Raw genomic sequence first — 22,383 nt, 5'->3', positions numbered from 1 at the left:
TGATTAAACCTTAAATGAAGGAAGGTATGAGCCATCTCGCTGGCGTTGGAAGTCAAATTCGTAAAATACACAGGCTCCCATGTAGTCAGTTTGCTGACCGATAAAGAAATTAACGGCATTGGGCGCTGCGCTAAAAATATGCACTTTTGCACCAAACTTGACCCGGGCTTCACCAAATTCGCGAGCAATAAATTCAGCTATGGCTGACGCATGTGTGCCGCTAGTGACCGCCTGAAAACCACATCCTGACTCTGGAGTGAAATGTAAAATACGACCAGTTTCAGGCAGGTTAGTATCGATATATTCACGAGCATCATGCAGGGCATTTCTTGTGAGGCTGATAACTATAGCGATGTCACAGCCTTCACCAAGCTGTTCTACATTCAAAATTGTAGGTCTGATTTCACCACCGTCATTAACATTCCACACAGACGACCCTGCCTTCCCTTTTTGTACCAACTCGACTTTGATGTTCGATTTAGTACCGAAGCATTTGCCAGCAAGCATCGCAATCGATGTATGCGCATCAAGGAAAAGTCGGATTCTGTTTCCGCTTTCGGCTTGCCTGATTTTCATGAGAAACGCAGTAACAACAGGCTGTATTGATGAGCCCCACTCCTCACCTAGAGCAGGAAATCGGCCTTCGAAATATCGAAGTAATGAGAGGGTATATTTAGGAGAGGCATCTAACGCTTCGAATGGACCATCTCTGAACGAGCGGAGCGCCACAGCTCTGTACTCATCTGGAGGTGTTGACAGTAATAATTGTTCTGCTGCGCACATATCTTCAAACTGGGCACGATTGAACTGATATTTGCCCTGTCCTTTTAGCGTTCTTATGAGTCCGTCGTAGCGAAAATCGGAGTTTGTTTCACAGGGTACCATTCCGACAAATTTGAATTGCAGATTAGCGACTTCACGTAGACGCTCAAGTGAGAAAGAAGGTGCTTCGATTCTAAATCCATTCAGAACTTCATAAAGCTGCTCATCGCAAGTCAGCCCCAAATGTTCACGCCACAGTTTGCGAACTTTTCCCATCTCACTGTTATCGGTTTTACCTACACCAAGTTTGTTGAGATCAAGAGATCCGTCGGTATTCCTGTGAATCTTACTCAGCTCATCGCCATCTCTTATAGTGTCGGTTGTAACAAGGATAAAGGCCGAATTTGGGGCGGCTACTTCTTTGGCATCTCTAAGACGCTGAAGCAAGGATGTGGATTTAGCATTGATAAATTCCGGATCGATGAGATCTCTGAATCCAAACCTTCCAGCTGACACCACATGGAATTTGATCTGAAAATATTCAGCAGCAATCCGTTCTGAGCCATATCCCGGCTTTGGAGGGTCATATTTTGTGACTACATCATCAAATGCCTTTGGCGCATCTGCTTCATATGAAACTTCGATAACATCTGAGCGGGTTCTGTCTTTTAAAAAAGAAGCATGATACCAGAATAAGCGAGCCTGATAATCGTGCCCTTGCCAGCCTGCCACAACTGCTTGCGCCATGAGATTCGTCCTAAAATATGTAGTAATTTGAAACTATCATTTTGGACGATATTGATCAAGCAGACAGAGAGCAGGTGGGAATATGCAGAATTTCTTATTATGATAATCAACACTAACTTTATGAATTTAAATGTTTATTCTCCGTTTCTAGCATTTGGTAACGGCTGAATGTCTTGGCTAAGAATCAAAAGCGTAGCCGACGCAAAGGTTTAGCTTTGCTTGTTCTAATAAAGATCCCTAGAGTTACCATAGAAGTCTTCAAATTAAGAAGGTTACAGTCGCTTTCAGAATGTTGTGACACCACGCCCAGCGTTTATTTGGCTATGACATTAGTCAAATAATATAGGAATATAAAATATGTTAATGTCCGCTTCTGGCACAAAGCGGACATTGACTCAAAACTGAATAGCCAGCTTACAGCTGTTTTACCGGCTTACTCTTCCTCTGAAAACTTTGGCTCCCTGAGCAGCTCGCTGAGCTCGTCAAGCAGTTGTCGCAGGGCAACTTTACCGTCAGGCTTGCCCAGCGTTTTTACATCATATGAAAGCTGCGCTGCACGGGCTGCAATCTCATATAGACGTTTGTCCTGCCATGCATTGCCCATCATCATTACGTTCAGGCTTATCTGAACGCTTGCCATAGAGTCATACTCATCTCCATCAGTGAACAGGCTTTCCAGTTCGCTGCGCGCGTCATCGTTCATACGACTGAAATCCTGCTCCCGGTACCAGACTACGGACTGCTTTACTACGATGGCCATCATCCGGTTAAATTCTGCTTCTTCGTTCTCAGTCATACATTCTCAGAGGTCTTAATCAAAAAGCCTGCAGGCAGCAGAGCTGCTGAGCATGGGCTTAAAGGGGTATTGTAGTTCAGCCAGTCCGTCCAGGATACCGGATCAGGTACTGAGGCAGGCGAGCAGTGCGCAGCCTGCCCCTGAATGCCGCTTACGCGGCATGGAGGCGCCAGAAACGGTTAAGGACGGCTCTTTATGTTAGCTGGCGCCGTTCGCCCGGCGTAGCCGGTTACAGGCCTTATGGTGGCAAAAGTCCAACCCCTCCCTGTCTGACGCCGTTTAAGCAGCGGCCTGTCAGGTGCGCATTAGTATGATGGTCGTAGACGAAAGATAGAGACCGCGGGCCTCAGACTTATAGCCACTCCTGATTTTAAGTACAACATCCATTTTTAAAGCGACTCTGTTCCGGCCCTTTGGGCCGGGGCGGCGGCGCTTTTCAGGGTGGATTTCGCTTGATGCCAATGTGCGTTTGGATTTTGGTATTTCACTCTCCTGTCTCGGACTCTTTGGTTCTTTTTGCCCGCTGAAGGCGGGAGCTGCTTCAGATGCGAAGCATCCGCTGTACCGGCGCGGACTGTGTCCGCTGCAAGGTCAGGCATTATCAGCCTGTCCACAGGACGGGCGCTGAATAGGTTTTATGTTTAAAGGTAAGTAATAACAGTCTTTTAAAAGAATAAAGATCAGGTTTTTAAAAGATACATCGTGGTTTACAAAAATCCCGGATAGCGGTTAATCGTGGTACCGGTCAGTAGTTAAGAAATACACCCTCTCGTAGTTAATGTGGATAACTGAAAATCCGCTATTCAGCCGGCATTGGTTTCGCAAAAACGTGATCGAATAGTGGTTTCAGACAGGCCTGAAATGGTTACAGCCGTGAGTAACCGGGCAAAAGATAATCAGAGGGGAGTATTACAGGCGTGCGGGAGCCTCCGGCGGCGGCCGGATACCTAAAAGTTGGTGAGAATAATGTTTTAAGCCGCCTCGCGGGCAGCAGTTATCCGGCGCAGCTGCGCCGGCAGGTAAATATTCAGCCTGGTAAGGTCAGGCTGCAGCGGTAAAGTCGTCATCCAGTCGTGAGTAGCGTCCTCGGGACAGCTTCATGCGTTCTGTTACCCGATGTTCTATCTCTGCCCTCACTGCGTCCAGAGTCCCGCAGAAACGCCCGCTGGCGATTTCTTTTGTGATCTGGGTCCGGACCAGAAGCTCAATATCTTTACGCGTACGAGGCGCGTCTTTACGCGCACGATGACGCTTCATGCCATGCTCGCGACGTGTTTTCTGATAAGAGCGGAAGCGTTCGCGAACGAATGACCAGGCAGCATTGATCAGCTCATCTTCATCAGCCCGCGCCTCGCCTTTTTTCTCACGCCGGGTATTTTCCCACTCAACCCGGCTGCGTCTTGCAGCGGCTACAGCCTCTTCAGACACGTCCAGTACCTGCCACATCAGTGGCGTAAAGGTGATATCAGTAGGGATATTGCAGCCAATTTCTTTGTCGTACTCGGTGTTATAGGTAATGAGCTTCAGCTGTTCAAGGGTCTGGCATGCGCCTGTAAAGCGGGTGATCGAGAGTCGCTTTTTCTCTGTGGCCAGCCCGCTGCGGATGCTCATTGTGGTAAGCGATGCGCCTACCCTGTTGGCCAGCGGATTGAAGTAGTGGCACAGCGCCTGGAGAGTGGCCTCAAGAGCACGCAGACGAAGCATCGGCGGACGGCGCTTGCGCTCGCCGCGGGCAATAGCCATGGCAATGAGCGTCTGAAATTCTGTGCGCTGAGTGAAACCGGCCGCCTTCTCGCGGATTTTTTCGCAGAATGGCAGGGTCTTTTTACCTTTTTCAGGGGTAAATTCCGGATTTGGATTTTTTACCTGACGGTAAATGGATGTATTTTGAGGATTCTGACTAAACACACCTTCCTGCGCTTATGTTGCACAGAAGGAGTACGCACAGAATGTATTGCAGTTTTCCGGGCATAAAACTATACTCCCCGCATAGAGCAACAGCTTCTATGCAGTTTCTAGAGCCCCGTTAGTCTTCTCCGTGTCGCCAAACTCAGGAAGATTATCGGGGTTTTCTTTTTTCTGGCTCTTGGTAGTTCACCGGAACCAGTTCCCTGCCACCTTACGGCGTGGCTCACCAGAATTCTTACGCTTGCAATCTATCACTTCAGCAGGCTTCCGACAAGAAAGTAATGTACTTACTCTTTATCGGTATGACTGAACGCTTTCTGCAGCAGCCGTTCAATGTACTCTGCCTGCGTTATACCTTCTTTCTCACACTCGACCAGAAGCCTGTCCTTAATCGGATTACGCACAAAAACTTTGAGTTCCTTATGCGTCAGTTTCTTTCTGGCCACCGCGGCTTGCTGCTTTTCAGCATCGCTAAGAGGGTTACCTTTACGGTAAGGGCGTTTAGCCCCTGCTGAGGAAGTGACTGCGTTGACGGACTGCGACATCTCTGCCTCCTCGTTCAAATTCAGTACGAATTTTGCTGAGGATACTACAGAAACAGGCAATCGGCGACTTAACTTTATGCAGAGGTGTGAGCTGCGTTGGCGCGCAGTTCACACGGTCGTAACGGGGTGTTGCGGCTAGTAGGATGACGTCCAGTCTGTTCCTTCATCCCATCGGGACTGCCAGTGCGTCAGGTAAACCTGCGCCAGCGATGGCACATCCCGTATAACGAGCACGTTTTCCGAGTTGGACTCTGCCGCGCTGCGTGAAAAGTTAAATGAGCCTGTTTCTGTATTTCTGCCGTCAGTGATAATCACTTTATCGTGCATTATTTTGTATTTGCCGTTCACGCGAAGAGGAATGCCCGCGTTCACAATCACGTTCATGGCCGCAATGCTGGCCTTATTGCGGTTACCGTTCTGATCTATCACTATTCTGACGTCCACACCCCGGCGCCTGGCATTAACCAGAGACTTAACCACTTCCGGCGACGTGAAGCTGTAGCCCATGAGGCGAATACTTTCGTGCGCGCTATCCAGCGTACGCAGTACCAGCTGCTGTGCGCTGCCTTCCGGTGAAAAGCCGGCGTCAATAGATGCGGCGGCCATGGTCGCGCCTGCAGAAAAAATTGATGCCGCGAATAAACCGGCTGTAAGTAATGTTTTTTTCATGTTGTTTCCGTTCGGGAAAAGGTATTAAGCGGGGCGGTTTCAGGACATCGGGCTCTCAGAACGCCGGGCGCGCTCAGTTTCAAGAGCCCACTGCCAGCCCGCAGAATTGCTCTGCAGGGCCAGATTATGAATGCTTGCAGCGGCGGCCTGGCAGACAGGACTCAGATCAGCTCTGCTGTCATAGTGCCAGCCGGCAAAACGGAAGCCTGCCATGGCAGTAACAGCGCATACAGTCTCGGGATCCTGACCTCTTATCCGATTCAGCGCAGCGCTGGCCAGCAGCTCTCCTTCAATAGAGGCAAGCCGGTACAGATGCAGGTAACTGTGCCTGAACAGGTTATTCATGGTTAACTCCGGAAATATGGCGAGGCGGAAGGCGTCCGGATAAAAGCAGCAATACCGGCTTAACCGCGGTGACTCTGTTCTTCAGACTTGTCGCGGGTAATTTCAACGTGGCTGAGCATGGCCAGATCAATTGCTTCTCGTGACGCCTCCAGAGAACGGGGAGTCTGCATCCGGACAGTGTAACCTTTGCCTCTTGCCGGCAGGCACTCCAGCACCATGCGCCACAGAATCGCAGAGCGCACTGCTGCTGAAGGCGGGCGACGCCAGATACAGGCGCATTCCATATCGAATTCACCCACGGTTGCCAGCGCTGAGTCTGTCAGGATCAGTCCGCTGGTATCGTGCGGGCCGGGTTCTGCATCGAGCACGCGCAGGATTTGCTGAACACGATCGGCGCGCACAAAGCTACGACGTTGATGAAAAGGCATGGTTGCGAGAAGAGCGCGCTCTGAAGGCGCAGACACCTCCATAAAACGGTTAATACGCACGTCCGCTAGCGAGAACTTATCGGCATCGTCAATGTACAGTGAGCTGTTACGAAGCACTTTGCCCTGAAAAAGCGTTATCTGCTCACCTTCCTGCAGCGCCTGTACTTCCTCGACTTCAACTTTTTTCTTCTCGCTGACCTGCAACCGGGTATCGTCATTCCAGCCACCCATCATGCCGCTGTTTGCCACCACAGAGCCCAGGTGAGCACGGTATTCTGTGCCGGCCATCAGCTGCAGCATCTCCAGCGTGTCCTTCGGATCCATGATTTTGCCGGTGATACGAATGCCCATATTTGCAATAAGCGTCCAGACGGCATCTCCTGCCGCTGTTTTAAGGCGTTGTACCTCCTGCCCTGCCAGTAACAGACAAAATCCCAGAGAACGGATCTGCGTGGCCAGCTCGCCGATTTTTTCACTGTAGCCGGCTCCCACTTCGTCAATAATCCACAGGAACGGGAAGCGGTCCTTAAACTTCCGGACTTTCATATTCTCCTGCGGGCGCCCTTCCAGCTTTTCTCCAAGGTCCTGACTCAGGATCATGGCCGTCTGCGACTGATAAAGGCGTCCGAGCGTGGAACCTTCTGACGCGGAAAGCTCCAGCGCCGGCACGAGAACTATCATGATGCGGTCGTTATGAACCACGTCACGTAAATCAATATCGCCGGCGTCGCGCGGAAAAACGTGGCCATAGGTATCGTTAAAGAGCGTCAGCATGCGCGTGAACTGCTGCATCAGGTATCCATGCTGCCGGTTTGCTTCCGGATCCCATTCAGACGGCGTGGTCACTTTCTCCATATCAAAGCCGGAAAGCGTGCTCAGATAGTTTTCCAGGGCAAAACGTATTTCTTCATGCCACTGCTCCTCGACTGCCTGAACATACAGGCCGGCAATTTTACGCAGCGGCAGATGAGTCTGGATGGTGCGCTGAGACATTACTGTTCCCTCGCGCCGGCACTTATAAACCAGTGCGAATACCAGCGCCTGGTTCATAGCCTTCGCTTTTTCCTGCCAGTCTCCTCCGCTGCTGCCAGCTTTAGGCAGCATTGAGTCCATCAGGTTGATAATGTAGGTTTCCTGCGCCAGTCCGAAGATACTGGTTGTATTGGTCTGCGGCCGGACCTTCACATTGTCCAGCAGCTCCTGTGCGCGGGATCGCCCGCCGGTGATAAAGTTTATGATGCGCAGATCGTCTTCCCGGCCAAAGCGGCGGGCCATCGACATAATGGCCAGCGCCACGTCATTCTGTGCCTTATGGTCAGAAAAAATGACGCCTTTACCCCAGCACAGCGCGTTCAGTACCCAGCCCAGCAGTGTCTCTGTTTTACCTGCACCGGTGGTACCGAACATCAGCACGTGCCGCGTCAGGTCATCCATGGATAGCCACAGCTCCCGGCCCGCGTCTTTACCGCGCAGGTAACCGGCATAAAGGATCCCTGCAGCGCGACTGGTGTGAATACGCATAGTCGTGACCGGCAGAAAGCCCAGCACTTTAGCCGGCACTTTTCTCTCGGTAGACGGATCGTCCCGGTTCATATCAGTGGGCATGCGCATAGGCATTTTCCAGCGGCTGGCTGGCGCCACAATCAGAGACCAGAAAAACAGTACCGGTACGCTCAGCAGCAGCGTAACCGGCCACAATACGCCCGCACCGGCAAAGGCCGCCATCGCTACTACAAGCGTACTGCCTTCGCTGAGCGTATCAGTAAGCCATGAGCGTCCGACGTGACGGCTGACGCGGTCATTGTCTATGGCCGGTTTATTGTCCATCGGCATTTCCCTCGCTCAGAAAGGCTTCAAGTGCCGCCGGCGAACTCAGTACGGCCTGAGACACATAGCGCCCGTCATCCGAAATGGTCCACGGCGTACCGGGCAGCATATAGCGCCTGAATGCCACCTCATTGACGCCAATCGCCCCCCGGGCCAGCTCGGCTTTTTCAGCATCTGCTGCCGGCAGCTCAGGCTGATGACTGCCTGGTACCGACATACCGGCATCAGCGGAAAAAAGCTGCTTCCAGGCTGCAGCACGCTCTGCTTCCGGCATCATCATTACAGGAGTGAGCGCCTGCAGAGACTGGCTTTTACCTTCTATAGTCACGGGAAAAATCACAACGTTTACTTTGCCCGCTGCCGTTTCAAAATGGCGTTCCATCCGGCGGCAGTTTGCGCAGGAAGGATCGGCAAAAACATACAGCGTCCGGGCATGACCTTCTGACAGCGGTACTGTGAAAATGCTGCGTGATGCCGCTGCCCTCAGATTGCCAGGCAGAACAGTGCGCACGGCAGCGGGCAGGCTCCAGCCGTCAGCCGGCTCAGGAGCGGCTTTAACCGGGGCTGCAGGCAATATTTCAGCTGCGGCTGCTTGTGCGGGAGCGCGATGAACAACCTGCTGCTTATCGAGTGAAAAAGTGGGTTCACTGTAATCAGAGGTTGTATGTTCGATCGCGGCTACAGAGCTGATGGCCAGCTGATATCCGCATACTGCTGCAGAACCGATTATGAGAAGAACACCTGCGCATGTCAGGCCCAGACGCCTGATACGCTTTTGGGAAGCGCTTTTACGTAATACGTTTGTAATGCATTCCAGCAGGTGCGGGGCATCTTCTCCCTGGTACAGTGGAGCAGCCCCGTTCTGTGCATACAGACCATTATTTTGTACGGCAAACCACGGCAGATAAGCCACAGGAAAAGTAAACAGCGCTTCTGAAGCGCATCCGGTATAGCTTTCTCCGCCTCTGCCCCAGCCCTCCTCTGCAATAAAACGACGTGCAGACAGCAGGCCCTGGCTGACTTCAGCCACGAAGGTGCCTTTGGTGTAAGAAATGCTCATCGTTATGTCCTTATATCAGCGCGCCGGCGCTGTCAGAAAGTTCGTCGTCGCCCTGTCCGGGCATATAAAGGGAGTCAGGAAACACTGATTCCCGTTCGCGCTTTTGCCGGGGCTGTCGCTGAGAGCGGGGATACACGAGATCCAGCGCTTCAAGTTCCAGCTGCAGGCCGTTTATAGCCTCGTCCGTCATCAGCGGCGGGCGCGGCAGCTTCATTCTTGCCGCTTTCACTTCAGCGCGCGCCTGCGCGATTACGCCCGCGCCTTCAACAAATACTTTGGCAGTGTCTGCCGTGTGCAGCCCGTACCAGAGCGTGCGATCGCAGCCCTTCAGCCAGCGAAATCTTGCCGGCGGCAGGTGCAGGTCACGGCCATACAAGCCTGTCAGGGCCGACCGGACAGTACCGTGAGTGGCCATCCACTCATTGACGCCCGGGCTCGTCAGAACACGTTCAACATGACGCTCTGCTATGCGCCAGTCTGGGGTGCTGCGAAAAACAGGGCCCCTTAACACACGCTTTGTCATGCAGGACTGATTCAGTGCATCAAGCAGTGCGGAAGCTGCTTTGCGATCGCCGGCAAATACCTGCAGCCCGAAAACCGTCAGCAAGGCGCGTTCATGCGGCTGCCAGTGAGCCGGGGAAGTGATAGCCGGGCCGGTCTGTGCATCAAACAACGCTCGTGCTGCCTCACGATCGAGAACACGGCGCCTAATTAAACCGTGTTTTTCAGCAAACTCTTCCGGTGCCTCCGCCCATGCCTGCTGCGGCGTACTGTCATTCAGTAATCCGTCTTTTTTGCCGGCGGCCATAGCCGGAATGACTGATGGCGCAAACGTCATCATGATGCGAGGCAGAGAATGAATATTGACGGTTCTGCGACTGCGAAGCCCCAGCCCGGGATGACGGGCCAGCAACCAGCCTGTAACAGTAAGAAGGGGAAGAAGCGGCACAAAGAGGATGCCGGCGGTGTGGTTCATCACATCCCGCCATTCACCGGGTTCAATGAATTCCGCGTTGTTTCCGGTAGCGGCCAGCAGATTGATGCGTTCTGCAGCGTAACGGTGAATCGAGGGAAAATCAGAGAGGCGCCAGAGCCAGTAAAGTACCCAGCAACTCCAGCGAACAAAATCGCTGAAAAAGAGCCAGCACAGCACTGCAGCCATCAAAAAGGTAACGGCTATCGCCGCCTGCTCGTGACTGCCGGCAGCGTTAGGATTCTGAGAGTACATGAAGGCATTTCCGGATTGAGTAGGCGAAAGCTCCGCCTGACTGCAGAAAAGAAAACACCGGCTCGGGGCCGGTGTCAGGGGAACAGCATCAGAGTGTCGGGAAGGGATCAGGCAACGGCCTGCGGCACCATGACTTTATGCTCAAACTCGATGAACTTGCTCTGCCGGGCAACATGAAGAGGCCACGGTTCATCAGGACAGGGTTCACTGTAAGCCTTATGGCTCATTGCACCCAGAGTATTATAGAGGTTACTAACGACTGCAGGCGGTGCTGTAATGCTCAGCATTGGCAAGTCAGGGTCCAGGATATAAATGCGGAGCGCGCTTCCCTCAAGCTCTACGTTAGTCCATGCGCCCATGTTCAGGCCGACTACGTCAATGACGCCTTTTTTAAGCATATGAACATACAGAATAGTTCCGCGCTTTGTATCTATACCAAGATACTTCCCTTTAGACGCACTGAATATTTCATGATTCGCCTGTGGACTGAACCGTGAATCGCTTTTAAGCAGGCTGGATATTTTATGCAGCTTCTTATCCCTTGCTTTAATGCTGATATAACGGAAACTCAAAGGCAATATGATAAACATCCAGAGCATAGCCAGCAGAAAATAGTCTGACGTATATAAATAGCTTTCAGCAGAAGTGCTAAAAACGACAAATAAAGTAATTGCCGCAAAAAAAATCGCACATGGCAGAAAAACCCGATAGTAAGCTGACCGGATTAATAACCAGATCAGGCTAACATCGTTTCCACATCTAACATTCTTATTCATGGCATCCTCCTGCCAGATTTACCCTGATTAAATTATACCCCTAAATATATAAGAATCCAGGTATAATTATTTAATTCCGTCTTCAGATATCGGAGCCTGACGATTAGGCATGCTCTTTAATCCAGGGGTCTGACGTGATCCGCTGCCTGCTGCAGCAAACATTCCTTTGACGTCATCTACCATACCGCCCATGACGCCCGCCATACCTGCGCCGCCTAAGAAAGTGATGACGTAATCTGCAAGTGTTGCCTGTAGCCCGAATACACGGGAGACGCCAAAAGTAGCAATGCGCGCATACATCATGAGCCATCCTACTAATTTAACAATTCCCATAATGGAATCAGCATTAGCATTAGCAATCGCCGTACCGAACAATAAATTCAGTAATGTCCCGCCAGCCATTACTGCTATTGACGCAAAAAAGAAGCCTAACACCATAAGAGAAGGCCTGAGCATCATATCAATCAGGAAAATATAGCCGTAAGCGCTGCGACTCCCTTTATCTTCTTCCGCACCAAGATGCGTGGCGGACCACATCGGGCCCGCAGCACACCCGACCATAACACTGACAATCCAGTTAAACGCTCCGACCATCCAGTAAAGAAATGGAATTGCCGGCAAAAAGACGGCCAGCGAAAAGCCGATTGCAAATAACAGCAACATTAAAAAATAGAATGGAGGTGACAGCATGCCAAGAATATCTTTTGCTGTTCCTGCAGGATTCTGCGTTAGCTCACCGAGCTTCCCAAGCAAAGAATGATCCGCAGCAGCAGCAATCCCATAAGCGCTGATATATGCGGTAAGTGCTATTTCAGTTGCGCCTAATGTGTAATCGCCGACAGTTTGCATTTTTATTAGTGGATTTACCTGATTAGAGAAATCAGAGTTATTACCTTTTGCACTTGTCGCCAAAAAGTTTGTCAGCCTTTGTACCGGGCTTTGCAGGAAGCCTACAAAAATAGCTTTTGGATCTGTTTTACTGGCCGCTGAACTGTCATCTTTTGCACTTTGCGTACCTAATGGAGGTGTGTAAGGGCTGTTCTGCGTCTGCGAGTGATAAGCGGTGATGACCTGCTGATACAAATCCCCCGTACCCGTTTCACCGTGCAAACTGGCTCCTGAGGTCACTGGCGCTGCATTCGCGACTGAATTAGTTTTACTGTTTGCCGTGGCGAAAGTGTTGTACCACGCACCCAGGGATATCCAGCCGTAAGTCTTAAGCTGAGAGGTAAGCTGTCCCTGAAGCGCATCTTTGTAGTTGAGCTTATTCAGCGCGTTGTTGACCGTGGTTTCATACGCCGCTGCGGCTCGCTGAATAGTGGTTTCTGCATCAGCCATACTACCCGTGTCACGATCACGCCGGCTGAGGTATGCATCCACGTAGGCCTGTGCCGCTGCGTCCAGGGTAGACTGCATTGTGTCCAGCGCAGTTCGTTCGGCGTCTGTCACGCTATCAGTATTCACTGAGGAGCCAAACATGCTTTCCATCACGCCTTTAGCCGGTTCAGGAATACGGGCTGTACCACAAATTGCGCTGCCATTGCCGGTAGAATAATTACCGTTGCTTCCCGTCGTCTGCATCAGAGCCGTTCTGGCCTGTCCGTCCTGATAAAGCCCGGTAAGTTCACGGTTTGTAGCGTATTTGCACAGGTTCATTTCAAACACAGCACGGGCAGCCGAGCGGGTTGGCGGCGCGGCAGGCTGCACGACCAGCGACATTCCGCTGCTTATCATATCTGCTGCCTTATCCGTCAGCAGGTTTGCGCCTCCGATGCCCATCGTGGAGGCGGCCCACAGCATTGTAAGCTGCGAAAGCGACCAGCCAGATGCGGTGGGGATCAGCGTGATAAAACCTGCGAAACTCATAACCGGATGTAGCATTGAGCGCCCTGCGCTGAATACTTTGCCGTCCTGCCCGCCCTTGAAAAGGGTTTTAAGCGTAACGATCAAAAACCACGCCAGCGCCACAGAGCACAGTACGCCGTTCAGCAGCGCAAACAGCGAGCCGATAAGCGTTGGCTGGCCGGGCTGGAAAGGAGTCAGCACGACGTCACCAAATATCATCACGAGCGCCTGCCGGGAGAGATCGCCCGATTTCTGCGCCGCGTCGCTAATGGTCTGATAGTCCACGCCGGCGGCAAGCGTCGGGCAGGAAGCAGCGCACAGCAATGCTGCCGCCTGAATTTTTTTCAGTAGCTTCATGATTTACCTGTAGGTCAGGGATACTGACCGATTCAGAAGGGTATCGATGCCGGCAGGGCGGCGGAGATGCGTCTTGTCAGAGTGATTATGTTACGTAGCGCCATACGTGCTTTGGCACGCGGTCAAAAAGTTTGCCGCTGACCAGCTCAGCCTTACGATGATCATACGCCTGCGTCATCGCATCACATTCTTTAGGGTCACCGTTATAGCTCAGGTGATCAAATATCTTTTCCAGCGTGTCAGGTGAGCTGCAGCGGCGAAATTTCATCAGCCATTCAGTACGGGTCATTATTTCATCCTTGGTTAATGTGCGGTGGCGGGTGATTAGCAGATTACTGCAGCCTCAGAACAGTCCGGCGCTCAGCACCTGGCGGCACCAGCGCGACTCACTCAGATAGTCTTTAAAACTGCCCTTTTCTGACGCTGAAACCCGCTTTTCAGCAAGCTGCCAGAGCCGGTAGCTTGCTGCCAGCGCCTGAACAAAGCTGGTTGCTGACATCATGAAAAGTACCAGAAATACGCAGCCAATACGAAGCCACCCTGTACCGCTAATCCCGCCGCTGGCCGCAACCAGCAGACACATGGCCAGCATGCCAACTGCAGGCAGACAGGTCAGCCACATCAGGGACCACCATAACCAGCGGTTAATACGAAAATTACGCGCCAGCATTTCAGCGGAAAGCCCGCAATCTGCTACAGCCTGTGACCAGTCTGCCGGGCGATAATCGCCTGCCTTGTGCCCTGACGTCACTACCCGCAGACGCTCCCAGAGACGGGAAGCGCTGTTGCCGGTATATCTTGCCATATTTTTAATTTCTGCCGCCGGCGTAAAGAAATTCAGGGCAATCCAGCCGGCACGCTTCGTTGTAAAGCGCGCTTTTTTAACCTCCGGGGTTGGCGCTGTCTGTTTCTGATCGGTCATATCATCTTTCCTTACCGGTATTGAAACCTGACTTCAGGAAACGCGATGCAGCACCCCGGATTATCCGTGCGCTGCCATCATCTCTGTCAGGACTATTTGGTGGTTACGCCCGCGCTGAGCTGAGCTGACTGCGCCTGCAGCTGCGGTGCATACTGTTCTTTTGCCGCCAGTGCGAGCTGCTGGCCACTGATGATATTGGCCTGCCGCAACTCATTCTTGATCCCCATGGCCAGCCAGTTTGCGAGACTTTGCTGACGCGCCATCTCACGCAGCAGGTTATCGCCATCCATACCCTGCAGATCCTTAACCCACTCGGTATTGGCATAGCGGCGCCCTACCTCAAAGGCTTCAAACTCACGTTCACTCATGGCGCCGGTTTGCTTCGCCTGGTCAGAGGCGGTCTGCTGAAAATAAGCATCTGCTGACGGCGCCTGTCTCGCCTCAGTCAGCGCTTCTCGCGTTGCATCCTGCGGCTGGCTCGCCGCCACCATGTCGAGCTGTGGCTGCATCGCTGCGCTCTGCATCGCGTTGTACTGCGTCAGCAGGCCCTGATATTCCTGCCCGGTTGCAGTCTGAATTTCGCCTTTACCCGGCGCGCGGCCTGCATCAAGCTTCGCTGAATTATTCACGTAAGCCATTGCCGCATCAGTCTGCGCCTGCGTAAACGTCAGTTCCGGATCTTTACCCCGCTCTCCGGCTCCGTCGTACAGCGAGCGTACTTCAGTATCGCCTCCCGGAAGCGAAGAAACTCCGGGGCACAGGCTTGTGCCGCCGTATAGCGCGGCTTCCTCTTTGGTGCAGTAGTTCGCATGTACCAGCGCGCTGCGGTAGCCTCCCTGCCGGGGAGCAACGGGAAGACTTGCCAGCGTATCCCGCACCACCCGATTTGAAACGCCACTCCCGCCCGCAAGTTTCGATGCTGCTGAGCGGGTTGCCTGGCTGACCTGCGCTGCTGAGCCTGATGCCGATTCCGTACAGATACTGTCGGGTACGGTATAAGCGGTACGGGCTTTTTCCAGCCGGTCTGCCTGACGGTTAAAATTATCTGCCTCACGTTGCGTGCGTGCAGCTTCGGTAATGGCCGTCGTGATTTTGTCGCCTGACTGCACTACAGCCGTACCGGTTTCCGTTTCAGCAGACAGGATCTCATCGAGCGTGGCCTGCATCGTTTTCAGCTGAGGTGCGATAATCTGCTCTACCGGCACGCTCGACATTACTTCAGCCGGATAGGCCATTGCTTTCGGTGCCATGGCCGTCAGCACGCATGCAGCAAGCAACGTGCGACCTGCCGGCCACCGTTTGTGTGTCTTCATCAAGTCTCTCCTGACTCAGAGGTTGTAACCCTGCTTACTGATAAGTTCATCTGCCAGCGTACGAATCACGCTCTCGCCCTGCGCCTCACCCGCTACGCGACGACGATGCTCAATTACCTTTGCAGCTGAACCGGTCGGGAAGGAGCCGCCAAGAATGCGACGTGCCGTTTCGGCACCAACGTCTTTTTCAATCATCCTACGTAATGACATATCCTCCGGTGTGGTGCTGTGTCCCCACAGCTCCTGCGGACCGATTGTATTTTTCATAATGTGCGCGATGGTGCTGCCGCCTTTGATACGAAAAACACCGAGGAACGGCACGCCGCTCCCATCAGCAGAGGGGCCACTCCCCATCCGGATGAACCGGTCCAGTGTGACGTCCGGGATCTGAAAACGCGCTTTCAGCGCTACGCGATCCTCGGGGTCCACCGCCACCATGTACACCGAGTTAGCTGACTGGCGCAGCGCTTCGGGCATATCACGGAAATACTGCGAAGACAGAACGGTACGCACGCCAAACTTACGCTGTTCACGATCGGCGGTTTCCAGCATCGGGAAAATAAACGGCGCGTCTTTCGCGTTATGCAGCTCGTCGTACTGCCGGGTTTTGACTTCCTGATCCAGCTGCTCCACGCGGGCGCGGTGCAATGAATGCCAACGTCGATGTAATGCACTGAACAGCTCATCCTGGTACTGCGGCAACACAAAATCGCCGCCGCCAATATGGCCGGCAAACAGATACATGATGCCGGTCTGCAGATGCCCCGATTTTGACTTACCGCCCGCTACGTACTGCAAATCCACCGTGATTACGCGCGCGCGCGGACTGATCATGAAGCGGGTCCGCCCGGCAAACATCCGGTACTGCCCGCAGGCATCAGCAAAGCACCGGGCCATGTAATTAATCAGCAGCTCATCGCTTCCGTCACGACGGACTGTGCCAAAGTTACTTTTGAAATCGTTGCTGCCCAGCAGCGGAGCCATATCAGAGAGTTCAGGAACAGCCTGAAACTGCGCGCGCTGCGCAGCTTCAGTCTTACCGGCCTCCTGCAAAAGATCGCGGACTTCATACCAGGTACATTCCTGCTCATATTCCGGATGTTTCTGCCATATCTCTGCCGCCTCAAGCGCAGCATCAACTTCGGCAACCAGTCCGGGCTCATACCGCCGGGGCTGCTCGCGCGCTATATCAAATGCCTCTTTGATCAGGCGTCTGATGATGCCTGGCGTATCGCGGCTGTTCGGCGGCGTGCCGGTTGAGGGATCAATACAAAGCGCAGTCAGGATGTTTTCCATAAACTCGGCTTCGTAGCTCAGTGGTGCAGTCAGTCCCAGCTGAATATCTAACAGGTTGCGGCAATACTCCGGCTCGTTACGCAGGATAATGCTCAGCACCTCGTCCTGACGATCGGGCGCCAGTGCGGCCCTGAGCATAGAAATAGCGCCCAGCGAGCTGAAGCCTTTATCAATACCGACATAGAACGGAAGCTGCTGCTGAGCGCGCGCAGCCAGAATCAGTGTCATACGGTTGATGAGCACTGACTTTCCGCCGCCGGACTCACCGGCAACAATCGTGGTCATTTTTGTCTGCTTTGAAGAGGCGAGACCGACCGGCGTAATTTTTCCATCCGGCGTCTGATACAGCGCATCCCCGTCTTCATTCCAGGGCGAGGCCGGGCGCGTCAGCGGCATCAGGTTCAGCGCCTCAGAGAGAGGCGGATACATGAGGCAGGGACCGGGTGACGCCGACGAAGCCGTAAGTGTGGCCACCCAGGCTCTGACCGGATCGCCGAAAGTTTGCGTAACGCCGCACACTCCCCATGAATCCAGCGCCTGACCAAAAAGAGTCAGATTGCGCGTAACTTCTTCCGGCGTTTTCCCCCAGGTGCAGGCAGTGATCGTCATAACGCAGACAGGCTCAGTGTGTTCGCGCTCAGCAAGCTGGTTTACGGATTCGCTGATAGCTTTCAGCCCCGGCACCCATTCGGTAAAGCCCAGCACGGTCTGCTTACCTGCCAGACGACGCATACCACCGGGCATCAGATCCTGACGAATACGAAACGGCACGCTGCGCGGAATAAGTTCACGCAGATGCGCAAAGCTCTGCGGGTTCTGAGGTCCGAGATTAACGGCAATTGTTCCGTGCCAGACGCCATTGATTCTGAGCAGGTTATCGCGTATTTCCTGAACGCCTGCCCCCATAACCTGCATCTTCAGCCATGGCGCAAGCAATGGAGTGATGTCTTCACCCTGACGCACACCATGAGGTACAACGCGATCGTCCGGCAGCAGCGGCTGCCAGTGTTCGCCAGTGCCTTCAGGATCGGTCTGCGCACGCAGCACATGCCCGGCTTCATGAGCGTCCATACGTCTCAGCAGTACGCCTTTTCCTGCATCCCCAAACGCCCGCTCAGCCTGCGAAAGAAAGGCGTCATGACGAATTTTCTGACCGGCAAGATGCGCTGTTACCGGATTTTGTCCAAGCGCCGCAGGCGGGCTCTCATCCATCAGGATTTTCAGGCGGGCGTTTTCATCGCGTAGTTCATGCCCGGACAGTACGCCCCGGCCGGTATAGCAGACAAGCCAGGTGCGCTCCCGGTTAACCCACGGCGCCAGAGTATTTGCCTGCTCGTCCAGCAGATACGATAGGTTGAGGCCGGTTCGCTTAAGCGACCGATACTGAGGGGCGAGAAGCCGCCGGACTTCATCTTTGCCGCCGGCCGGATCGCATTCATGCACGATACTGATTTTTTGGCCGGGATGACGATACAGAGACGTCAGCGTCTCTGTCATGCGTTCAAGCCGCCCTTCCCATGAGTCAAGATGTTCAGCGGGCAGCGATTCATCGGACTCACGATAGCTGCCGGCAACTTCAAACACGGTAACGTAGTCGCCGCGATCGGTAACCATGATATAAGGCGCGCTGAGCTCCGGATGCCGGATGCGATCGTCATCCGTCAGCCTGATAACGGTCTCAAGGTCACAATAATCGGGCAAATCGCGTGACACGGCAAAGCGCGTCACGGCGGTGATCACTTCTTCAATCCAGCTGATGAAGCGGTTTGGCATACAGATCACTCCGGATATAAGTAGTCCATGCCGGGGTGCTGACCGCGTTTTCGGCGGTACGGCCCAGCGGGAGAAGCAGGGTAAGGTCGTCCAGCATGTCAGGCGGCAGGATCAGCACGCAGCCTTCCAGACGCTGCTGCATGACTGTCCGCCTGTCGGGAGGTAGCTGCCGCATCGCGGCGGCAAACTCGCCGGCGCGGGAGGTCTTCCACATTTTTTCAACTTCACGCGTGTGGCGAAAAAGCCAGTTCCAGACTCTTCGGGATTCTTTACGCAGGCTTTTACTCTCGCTTCGCAACCCGATAAGCGCGCGGCGCTCAAGATTGATAATGTCGGCGGCCGGCGCATCCGGCAGCCAGGCCAGATGCCCGTGCGCAGCAGTAGGACTGTCCAGATTCAGGGTCAGCCAGCAGAGCGTACACAGCACTGCATCTTCAGGACGCCCTTTCCACAACCGCTGCGGACGGGTTGTGCAGCCACAGCAGGTACGACCGGAAGCAACGCCAACAGGTAGCGGTGGGGTGTCCTCACCGCTGATGTCCGGCAATAGTTGAAGCAGCCCTGATGCCGGCGCGTGATGAGCAGTCATTGAGTACTCCTGAAAAGATGGCGGTCAAAAAACAGAACAGCAGTTGTACGGTCAGCCGGCTTTCGCTGGCTGACCCATGAACGGTTCGGCGCTTTAACCTACAGATACCGGCGTCATACCCATCTGCTTCTGACCACGGCTGATTATCTGGGGAACAGCGATTAACAGCAGGCTGCCCATGAAGCCGAGGGCAATCATCCACGGCTTCACCTGCGGGTTATTTTTCATCGACTTAAGCGCCGTAATGGTCCCAATAATGCCGATAACACCAATAAAGGTGGCTATGTTCAGCGCACTTTTCGTGCCGCTCGTAGCACCTTCAGAGATGCTGTTAGCTATGTCGGCTAAATCCCCGTCAGCCATGGCCATCGGTGAGATAAAGGCAAGCCAGGCGCTTAGCCCGCGAAAGGCATACCGGCGAAGATTTTCAGACAGCATCAGGCCGCGCGCGTACACCGCGCTGAAAAGACGGTTAATCATGATTTTTTTCCTTAAGAATATGGCCGAAAGGCCTTTGAATTCGTCCGTGAAGGACGCGAGAGTCAGGGCCTGCTTTTAATGCAGACCGATTGATTTCTGAATAGCATCGAGCAGATAGGGGCTGCAGACGAAACAGATCCCGATAGCAAACTTTATGGTGCCCGAGCTGACGTCATTTCCAGCTGTCAGGCCGGTATGACCATCCTTTTTTGAACGTCGCCATAGCATGATGCCAGCCATAACGAACCACACTCCGAACATACGCAGCAGCGTCAGTATGGCGTTAGCTGCCACTGCGCCCTGCCCGAACGTGCCGGTGTCCACGTAACGGATAGCATCAAATGATGCCTCCCAGCCGAGCTGCCTTGCGCCAGCCTTAATAATCTGCTCCAGACCGACCAGGCAGGCGGCAAGGAGGATCATACCGACGGCATTACCGCCGCTGGCTACCTGTCCGGGAGCCTTACGGGCAAGCCATGACTGCCGGGCAAGGTATCCTGCAATACCCGCAACCCCCAGAAAGACACTTAGCGTCAGCGCAAGCCGGATACCGGCACTCTGCAGCCCGGAGGCCAGGTTAGACAGCATCGTGATACCGTCTACTGAACCACCCATATATCTCCTTAGCGCAGTATGCCGGCGCTGGTTATCACGCTTCTTTCTGACGCGTTTATGTCACGGACAGTAACGCTGCCAAGCGTGTCGCCAGACTGAACGGCCCACGTCCGGCCCTGCCAGCTGACCCACGCCATGCCATCCTGCACGCTTTCAAGTTTCATGCCTGAAAGCGCTGAACGTTTAACGCCTTTACCTGCTGAGACGTGGCCGCCGGCAGACGATGCCTGACGGGAATTCAGCGCGGTCAGCTGATTCAACTGACGGCTGTTCTCTGACGCCATACTGTCAAGGCGCTGATTCAGGCTGGCAAGCGCAGCACTCTGCGCCCGCACAGTTTCCGACAGGCGGGTTATGGCCTCCCTGTTCGCTGCTTCAAAAGCCTGCCCGTCGCGGATGATTTTCACCACTTCGTCCGGCACCATGCTGGCGGTACCGCTGACGCTCTCTGCCGGCAGGCTGAGGCCTCCGGTTTGCGGCACAGCTGCAGGCGATATCGCTGCCGGCTGCACTTCGCTGATTGCCGGCGGTGCAGTTGCCGGCTGCATCTCACTGAAACCGGCATCGCTACCAAATGCGAGCTGGCCGGGGTCAGGTGCGGATGTGGCGGGCCAGAACAGGTACCAGGCTGTAATGCCCAGCACCAGTGCGCCGCCGGCAAGCCAGGGCAGAGATTGTCCGAAGAATAAGGGCCGCGTCAGCAGGCTTTCTTTTTTGAGCAACGGGGGCGTCTCCCTGGCGGCCGGGGTATCACTGGCCGGTACTGTCTGAAATTCACTCACGGATATCTCCTGTGTTTCTCTGCCGGGCGCTGCGGATGCGTGCCTGCGTTTCCTCGCGCAGTTCTGCTGCAGTCGGAGCCGGGTTACTGTGCCAGCCAGCCTGGGGTGCTGTATTTCTGTTTACGGATGCAGAAGGACTGCCAGGCAGCTCCTCAGCGTCGGTGCTGTAAACGCCGCTCATAAACTGAATGGCGACAATTGCACCGTGATTTACTGTAACTGTGCGATCCGGCATCCGGGCTGCATCACTGGTCAGCACGTTGGCAGCCTGTTCGGCTGTGCCACCCACGATGACGCCTGCGACTGCAGAACCATCTGGCGCAGAGGGTCGCGCGGTAACACTGTTAAATCCGTTGCTCAGCACCTGCGTATTTGACTGAGCATAAAGCTCACCGGTAGCGCCTATTCCCTTGAGAAGGGCAGGCAGTAAGATACGGCGTCCGTAATGATGATCGACGTCGGAGGCAATATTGGCCACGAGCGTTTTATCATCCAGACCGTAGGCATCAATTTTGTAAGCCTGTCCGCGTAGCGTCATCGTCGTAAAGTGAATGATGACGCCATCGCCTGAAAGCTTGCCGCCTTCGGGCGCCTTGAGCACTGCACCCGCATACGGCCCGGTTCTGATACATCCAAGCACTGGCGTCGCGCCGTTGTCTGAATTCACCCCGGTGCAGATTTCTCCCGGCCCGCGCCAGTAAGGGGCGACCACGACTGAAGGGGGCACAGCATTAAGCGTCTCCTGCCGGCTGCGCGCGGCGGCCAGCTGCATTTCACTGCCAGGCAATGAATCGCGCCAGGCGCTCCAGCCCCCGTCCTTACCTCCCAGCAGCTGTGCTGCAGGCAGATCAGCGTTTTCAGGCTTCTTCTGCATGGCACTCAGCAGCGTGGTGAGCCCTTTCTGCCGGGCTTCAGCAATCGCTTTCATCTGCTCCTGCGTCCGGCCGCCTCTGTTATTTTGAGGCGGCGGCGCCCCGGTAGTTTTATCTGTCGCCGGCGGCTTCTTCTCTTCTTCAGGTTTAATGACATCCTGTTCAAGCGGTACGCTGGCGATAAAGGTCTGATTGCTGCCAGAGGCCAGGTGCGCGCCCCGTGAGTTATTTTCACGGATCAGATCGCGATAGGCCTGCTGCTCCTCAGCATTCTTTTGCGTCGTTGAGCCGAGGTTGTTCATATTAATGCTGGATGGTGCCGGCGGCGGAGCCGCAAGCCACGTCCAGAGAAGGTAGCCACCGCCTATCAGCGCGAAGAGCCCGCCTGCCACCATCATCATCATCAGGCGGACGCTGCGTCCGCCGGTTTCACTCTGATCGCTCATGG

Annotated in this window: 21 protein-coding genes; all 21 read right to left on the bottom strand. The window is 54.1% G+C overall.

What is annotated here, in order from left to right; genetic code table 11:
- Window positions 1-3: 3 nt before the first annotated feature.
- Window positions 4-1,509, bottom strand: coding sequence for an SAVED domain-containing protein (locus tag SB719_RS16575; protein WP_071997467.1), 1,506 nt, complete (start codon window positions 1,507-1,509; stop codon window positions 4-6).
- A 433-nt stretch (window positions 1,510-1,942) separates the two neighbouring features.
- Complete coding sequence (locus tag SB719_RS16570) at window positions 1,943-2,305, bottom strand: hypothetical protein (protein ID WP_412159463.1); 363 nt, start codon at window positions 2,303-2,305, stop codon at window positions 1,943-1,945.
- Between the two features lie 1,041 nt (window positions 2,306-3,346).
- Window positions 3,347-4,213: a plasmid replication initiator RepA gene (gene repA, locus SB719_RS16565; protein ID WP_412159462.1), complete on the bottom strand. Its 867-nt coding sequence runs from the start codon at window positions 4,211-4,213 to the stop codon at window positions 3,347-3,349.
- The gene (gene tap, locus SB719_RS16560) at window positions 4,206-4,277 is read right to left on the bottom strand and encodes a RepA leader peptide Tap (protein WP_187493811.1); all 72 of its coding nucleotides are present in this window, start codon (window positions 4,275-4,277) and stop codon (window positions 4,206-4,208) included. Before tap ends, repA begins: the two co-directional genes overlap by 8 nt.
- 223 nt (window positions 4,278-4,500) lie before the next feature.
- Window positions 4,501-4,758 carry a replication regulatory protein RepA gene (locus tag SB719_RS16555; RefSeq protein ID WP_412159461.1) on the bottom strand — a complete coding sequence of 86 codons (258 nt, stop codon included), beginning with the start codon at window positions 4,756-4,758 and terminating at the stop codon, window positions 4,501-4,503.
- Window positions 4,759-4,893: 135 nt separating this feature from the next.
- Complete coding sequence (locus tag SB719_RS16550) at window positions 4,894-5,364, bottom strand: phospholipase D family protein (protein ID WP_412159460.1); 471 nt, start codon at window positions 5,362-5,364, stop codon at window positions 4,894-4,896.
- Between the two features lie 102 nt (window positions 5,365-5,466).
- A complete protein-coding gene (locus SB719_RS16545) occupies window positions 5,467-5,772 on the bottom strand; it encodes a hypothetical protein (RefSeq protein WP_412159459.1) in 306 nt (101 codons plus the stop codon).
- A gap of 59 nt (window positions 5,773-5,831) precedes the next feature.
- Complete coding sequence (gene trbC, locus SB719_RS16540) at window positions 5,832-8,027, bottom strand: F-type conjugative transfer protein TrbC (RefSeq protein ID WP_412159458.1); 2,196 nt, start codon at window positions 8,025-8,027, stop codon at window positions 5,832-5,834.
- The gene (locus tag SB719_RS16535; RefSeq protein ID WP_412159457.1) at window positions 8,017-9,087 is read right to left on the bottom strand and encodes a conjugal transfer protein; all 1,071 of its coding nucleotides are present in this window, start codon (window positions 9,085-9,087) and stop codon (window positions 8,017-8,019) included. The genes trbC and SB719_RS16535 overlap by 11 nt, the downstream gene beginning before the upstream one ends.
- A 10-nt stretch (window positions 9,088-9,097) precedes the next feature.
- Window positions 9,098-10,315 (bottom strand): conjugal transfer protein, encoded by a 1,218-nt coding sequence (locus SB719_RS16530; protein ID WP_412159456.1) that lies wholly within the window; start codon window positions 10,313-10,315, stop codon window positions 9,098-9,100.
- Window positions 10,316-10,422: 107 nt separating this feature from the next.
- Complete coding sequence (excA, locus tag SB719_RS16525; protein WP_412159455.1) at window positions 10,423-11,091, bottom strand: plasmid IncI1-type surface exclusion protein ExcA; 669 nt, start codon at window positions 11,089-11,091, stop codon at window positions 10,423-10,425.
- Between the two features lie 66 nt (window positions 11,092-11,157).
- Window positions 11,158-13,293, bottom strand: a complete 2,136-nt coding sequence (locus tag SB719_RS16520) for a DotA/TraY family protein (protein WP_412159454.1) — start codon at window positions 13,291-13,293, stop codon at window positions 11,158-11,160.
- Between the two features lie 85 nt (window positions 13,294-13,378).
- Window positions 13,379-13,582, bottom strand: a complete 204-nt coding sequence (locus SB719_RS16515) for an Hha/YmoA family nucleoid-associated regulatory protein (protein WP_412159453.1) — start codon at window positions 13,580-13,582, stop codon at window positions 13,379-13,381.
- Between the two features lie 54 nt (window positions 13,583-13,636).
- Entirely contained in the window at window positions 13,637-14,215 is a 579-nt protein-coding gene (gene traX, locus SB719_RS16510; protein WP_412159452.1) for a conjugal transfer protein TraX, read from the bottom strand.
- A gap of 92 nt (window positions 14,216-14,307) precedes the next feature.
- Window positions 14,308-15,528 (bottom strand): conjugal transfer protein TraW, encoded by a 1,221-nt coding sequence (gene traW / locus SB719_RS16505; protein WP_412159451.1) that lies wholly within the window; start codon window positions 15,526-15,528, stop codon window positions 14,308-14,310.
- Between the two features lie 15 nt (window positions 15,529-15,543).
- The gene (locus SB719_RS16500) at window positions 15,544-18,597 is read right to left on the bottom strand and encodes an ATP-binding protein (RefSeq protein WP_412159450.1); all 3,054 of its coding nucleotides are present in this window, start codon (window positions 18,595-18,597) and stop codon (window positions 15,544-15,546) included.
- Complete coding sequence (locus tag SB719_RS16495) at window positions 18,569-19,186, bottom strand: conjugal transfer protein (protein WP_412159449.1); 618 nt, start codon at window positions 19,184-19,186, stop codon at window positions 18,569-18,571. The genes SB719_RS16500 and SB719_RS16495 overlap by 29 nt, the downstream gene beginning before the upstream one ends.
- Before the next feature lie 93 nt (window positions 19,187-19,279).
- On the bottom strand, window positions 19,280-19,666 hold the full coding sequence (locus SB719_RS16490) for a DUF6750 family protein (protein ID WP_412159448.1): 387 nt from the start codon (window positions 19,664-19,666) through the stop codon (window positions 19,280-19,282).
- A 75-nt stretch (window positions 19,667-19,741) separates the two neighbouring features.
- The gene (gene traQ, locus SB719_RS16485) at window positions 19,742-20,281 is read right to left on the bottom strand and encodes a conjugal transfer protein TraQ (protein WP_412159447.1); all 540 of its coding nucleotides are present in this window, start codon (window positions 20,279-20,281) and stop codon (window positions 19,742-19,744) included.
- 8 nt (window positions 20,282-20,289) lie between these two features.
- Window positions 20,290-21,063, bottom strand: a complete 774-nt coding sequence (gene traP, locus SB719_RS16480) for a conjugal transfer protein TraP (protein WP_412159446.1) — start codon at window positions 21,061-21,063, stop codon at window positions 20,290-20,292.
- Window positions 21,056-22,381: a conjugal transfer protein TraO gene (traO, locus tag SB719_RS16475; protein ID WP_412159445.1), complete on the bottom strand. Its 1,326-nt coding sequence runs from the start codon at window positions 22,379-22,381 to the stop codon at window positions 21,056-21,058. Before traO ends, traP begins: the two co-directional genes overlap by 8 nt.
- Window positions 22,382-22,383 lie beyond the last annotated feature (2 nt).

Origin of the sequence: Pantoea sp. SIMBA_079 (assembly GCF_046940275.1) — a bacterium.
GTDB lineage: Bacteria > Pseudomonadota > Gammaproteobacteria > Enterobacterales > Enterobacteriaceae > Pantoea > Pantoea borealis.
Note: the sequence above shows the minus strand (reverse complement) of the source record. Positions and strands in the feature narration are given on the sequence as shown.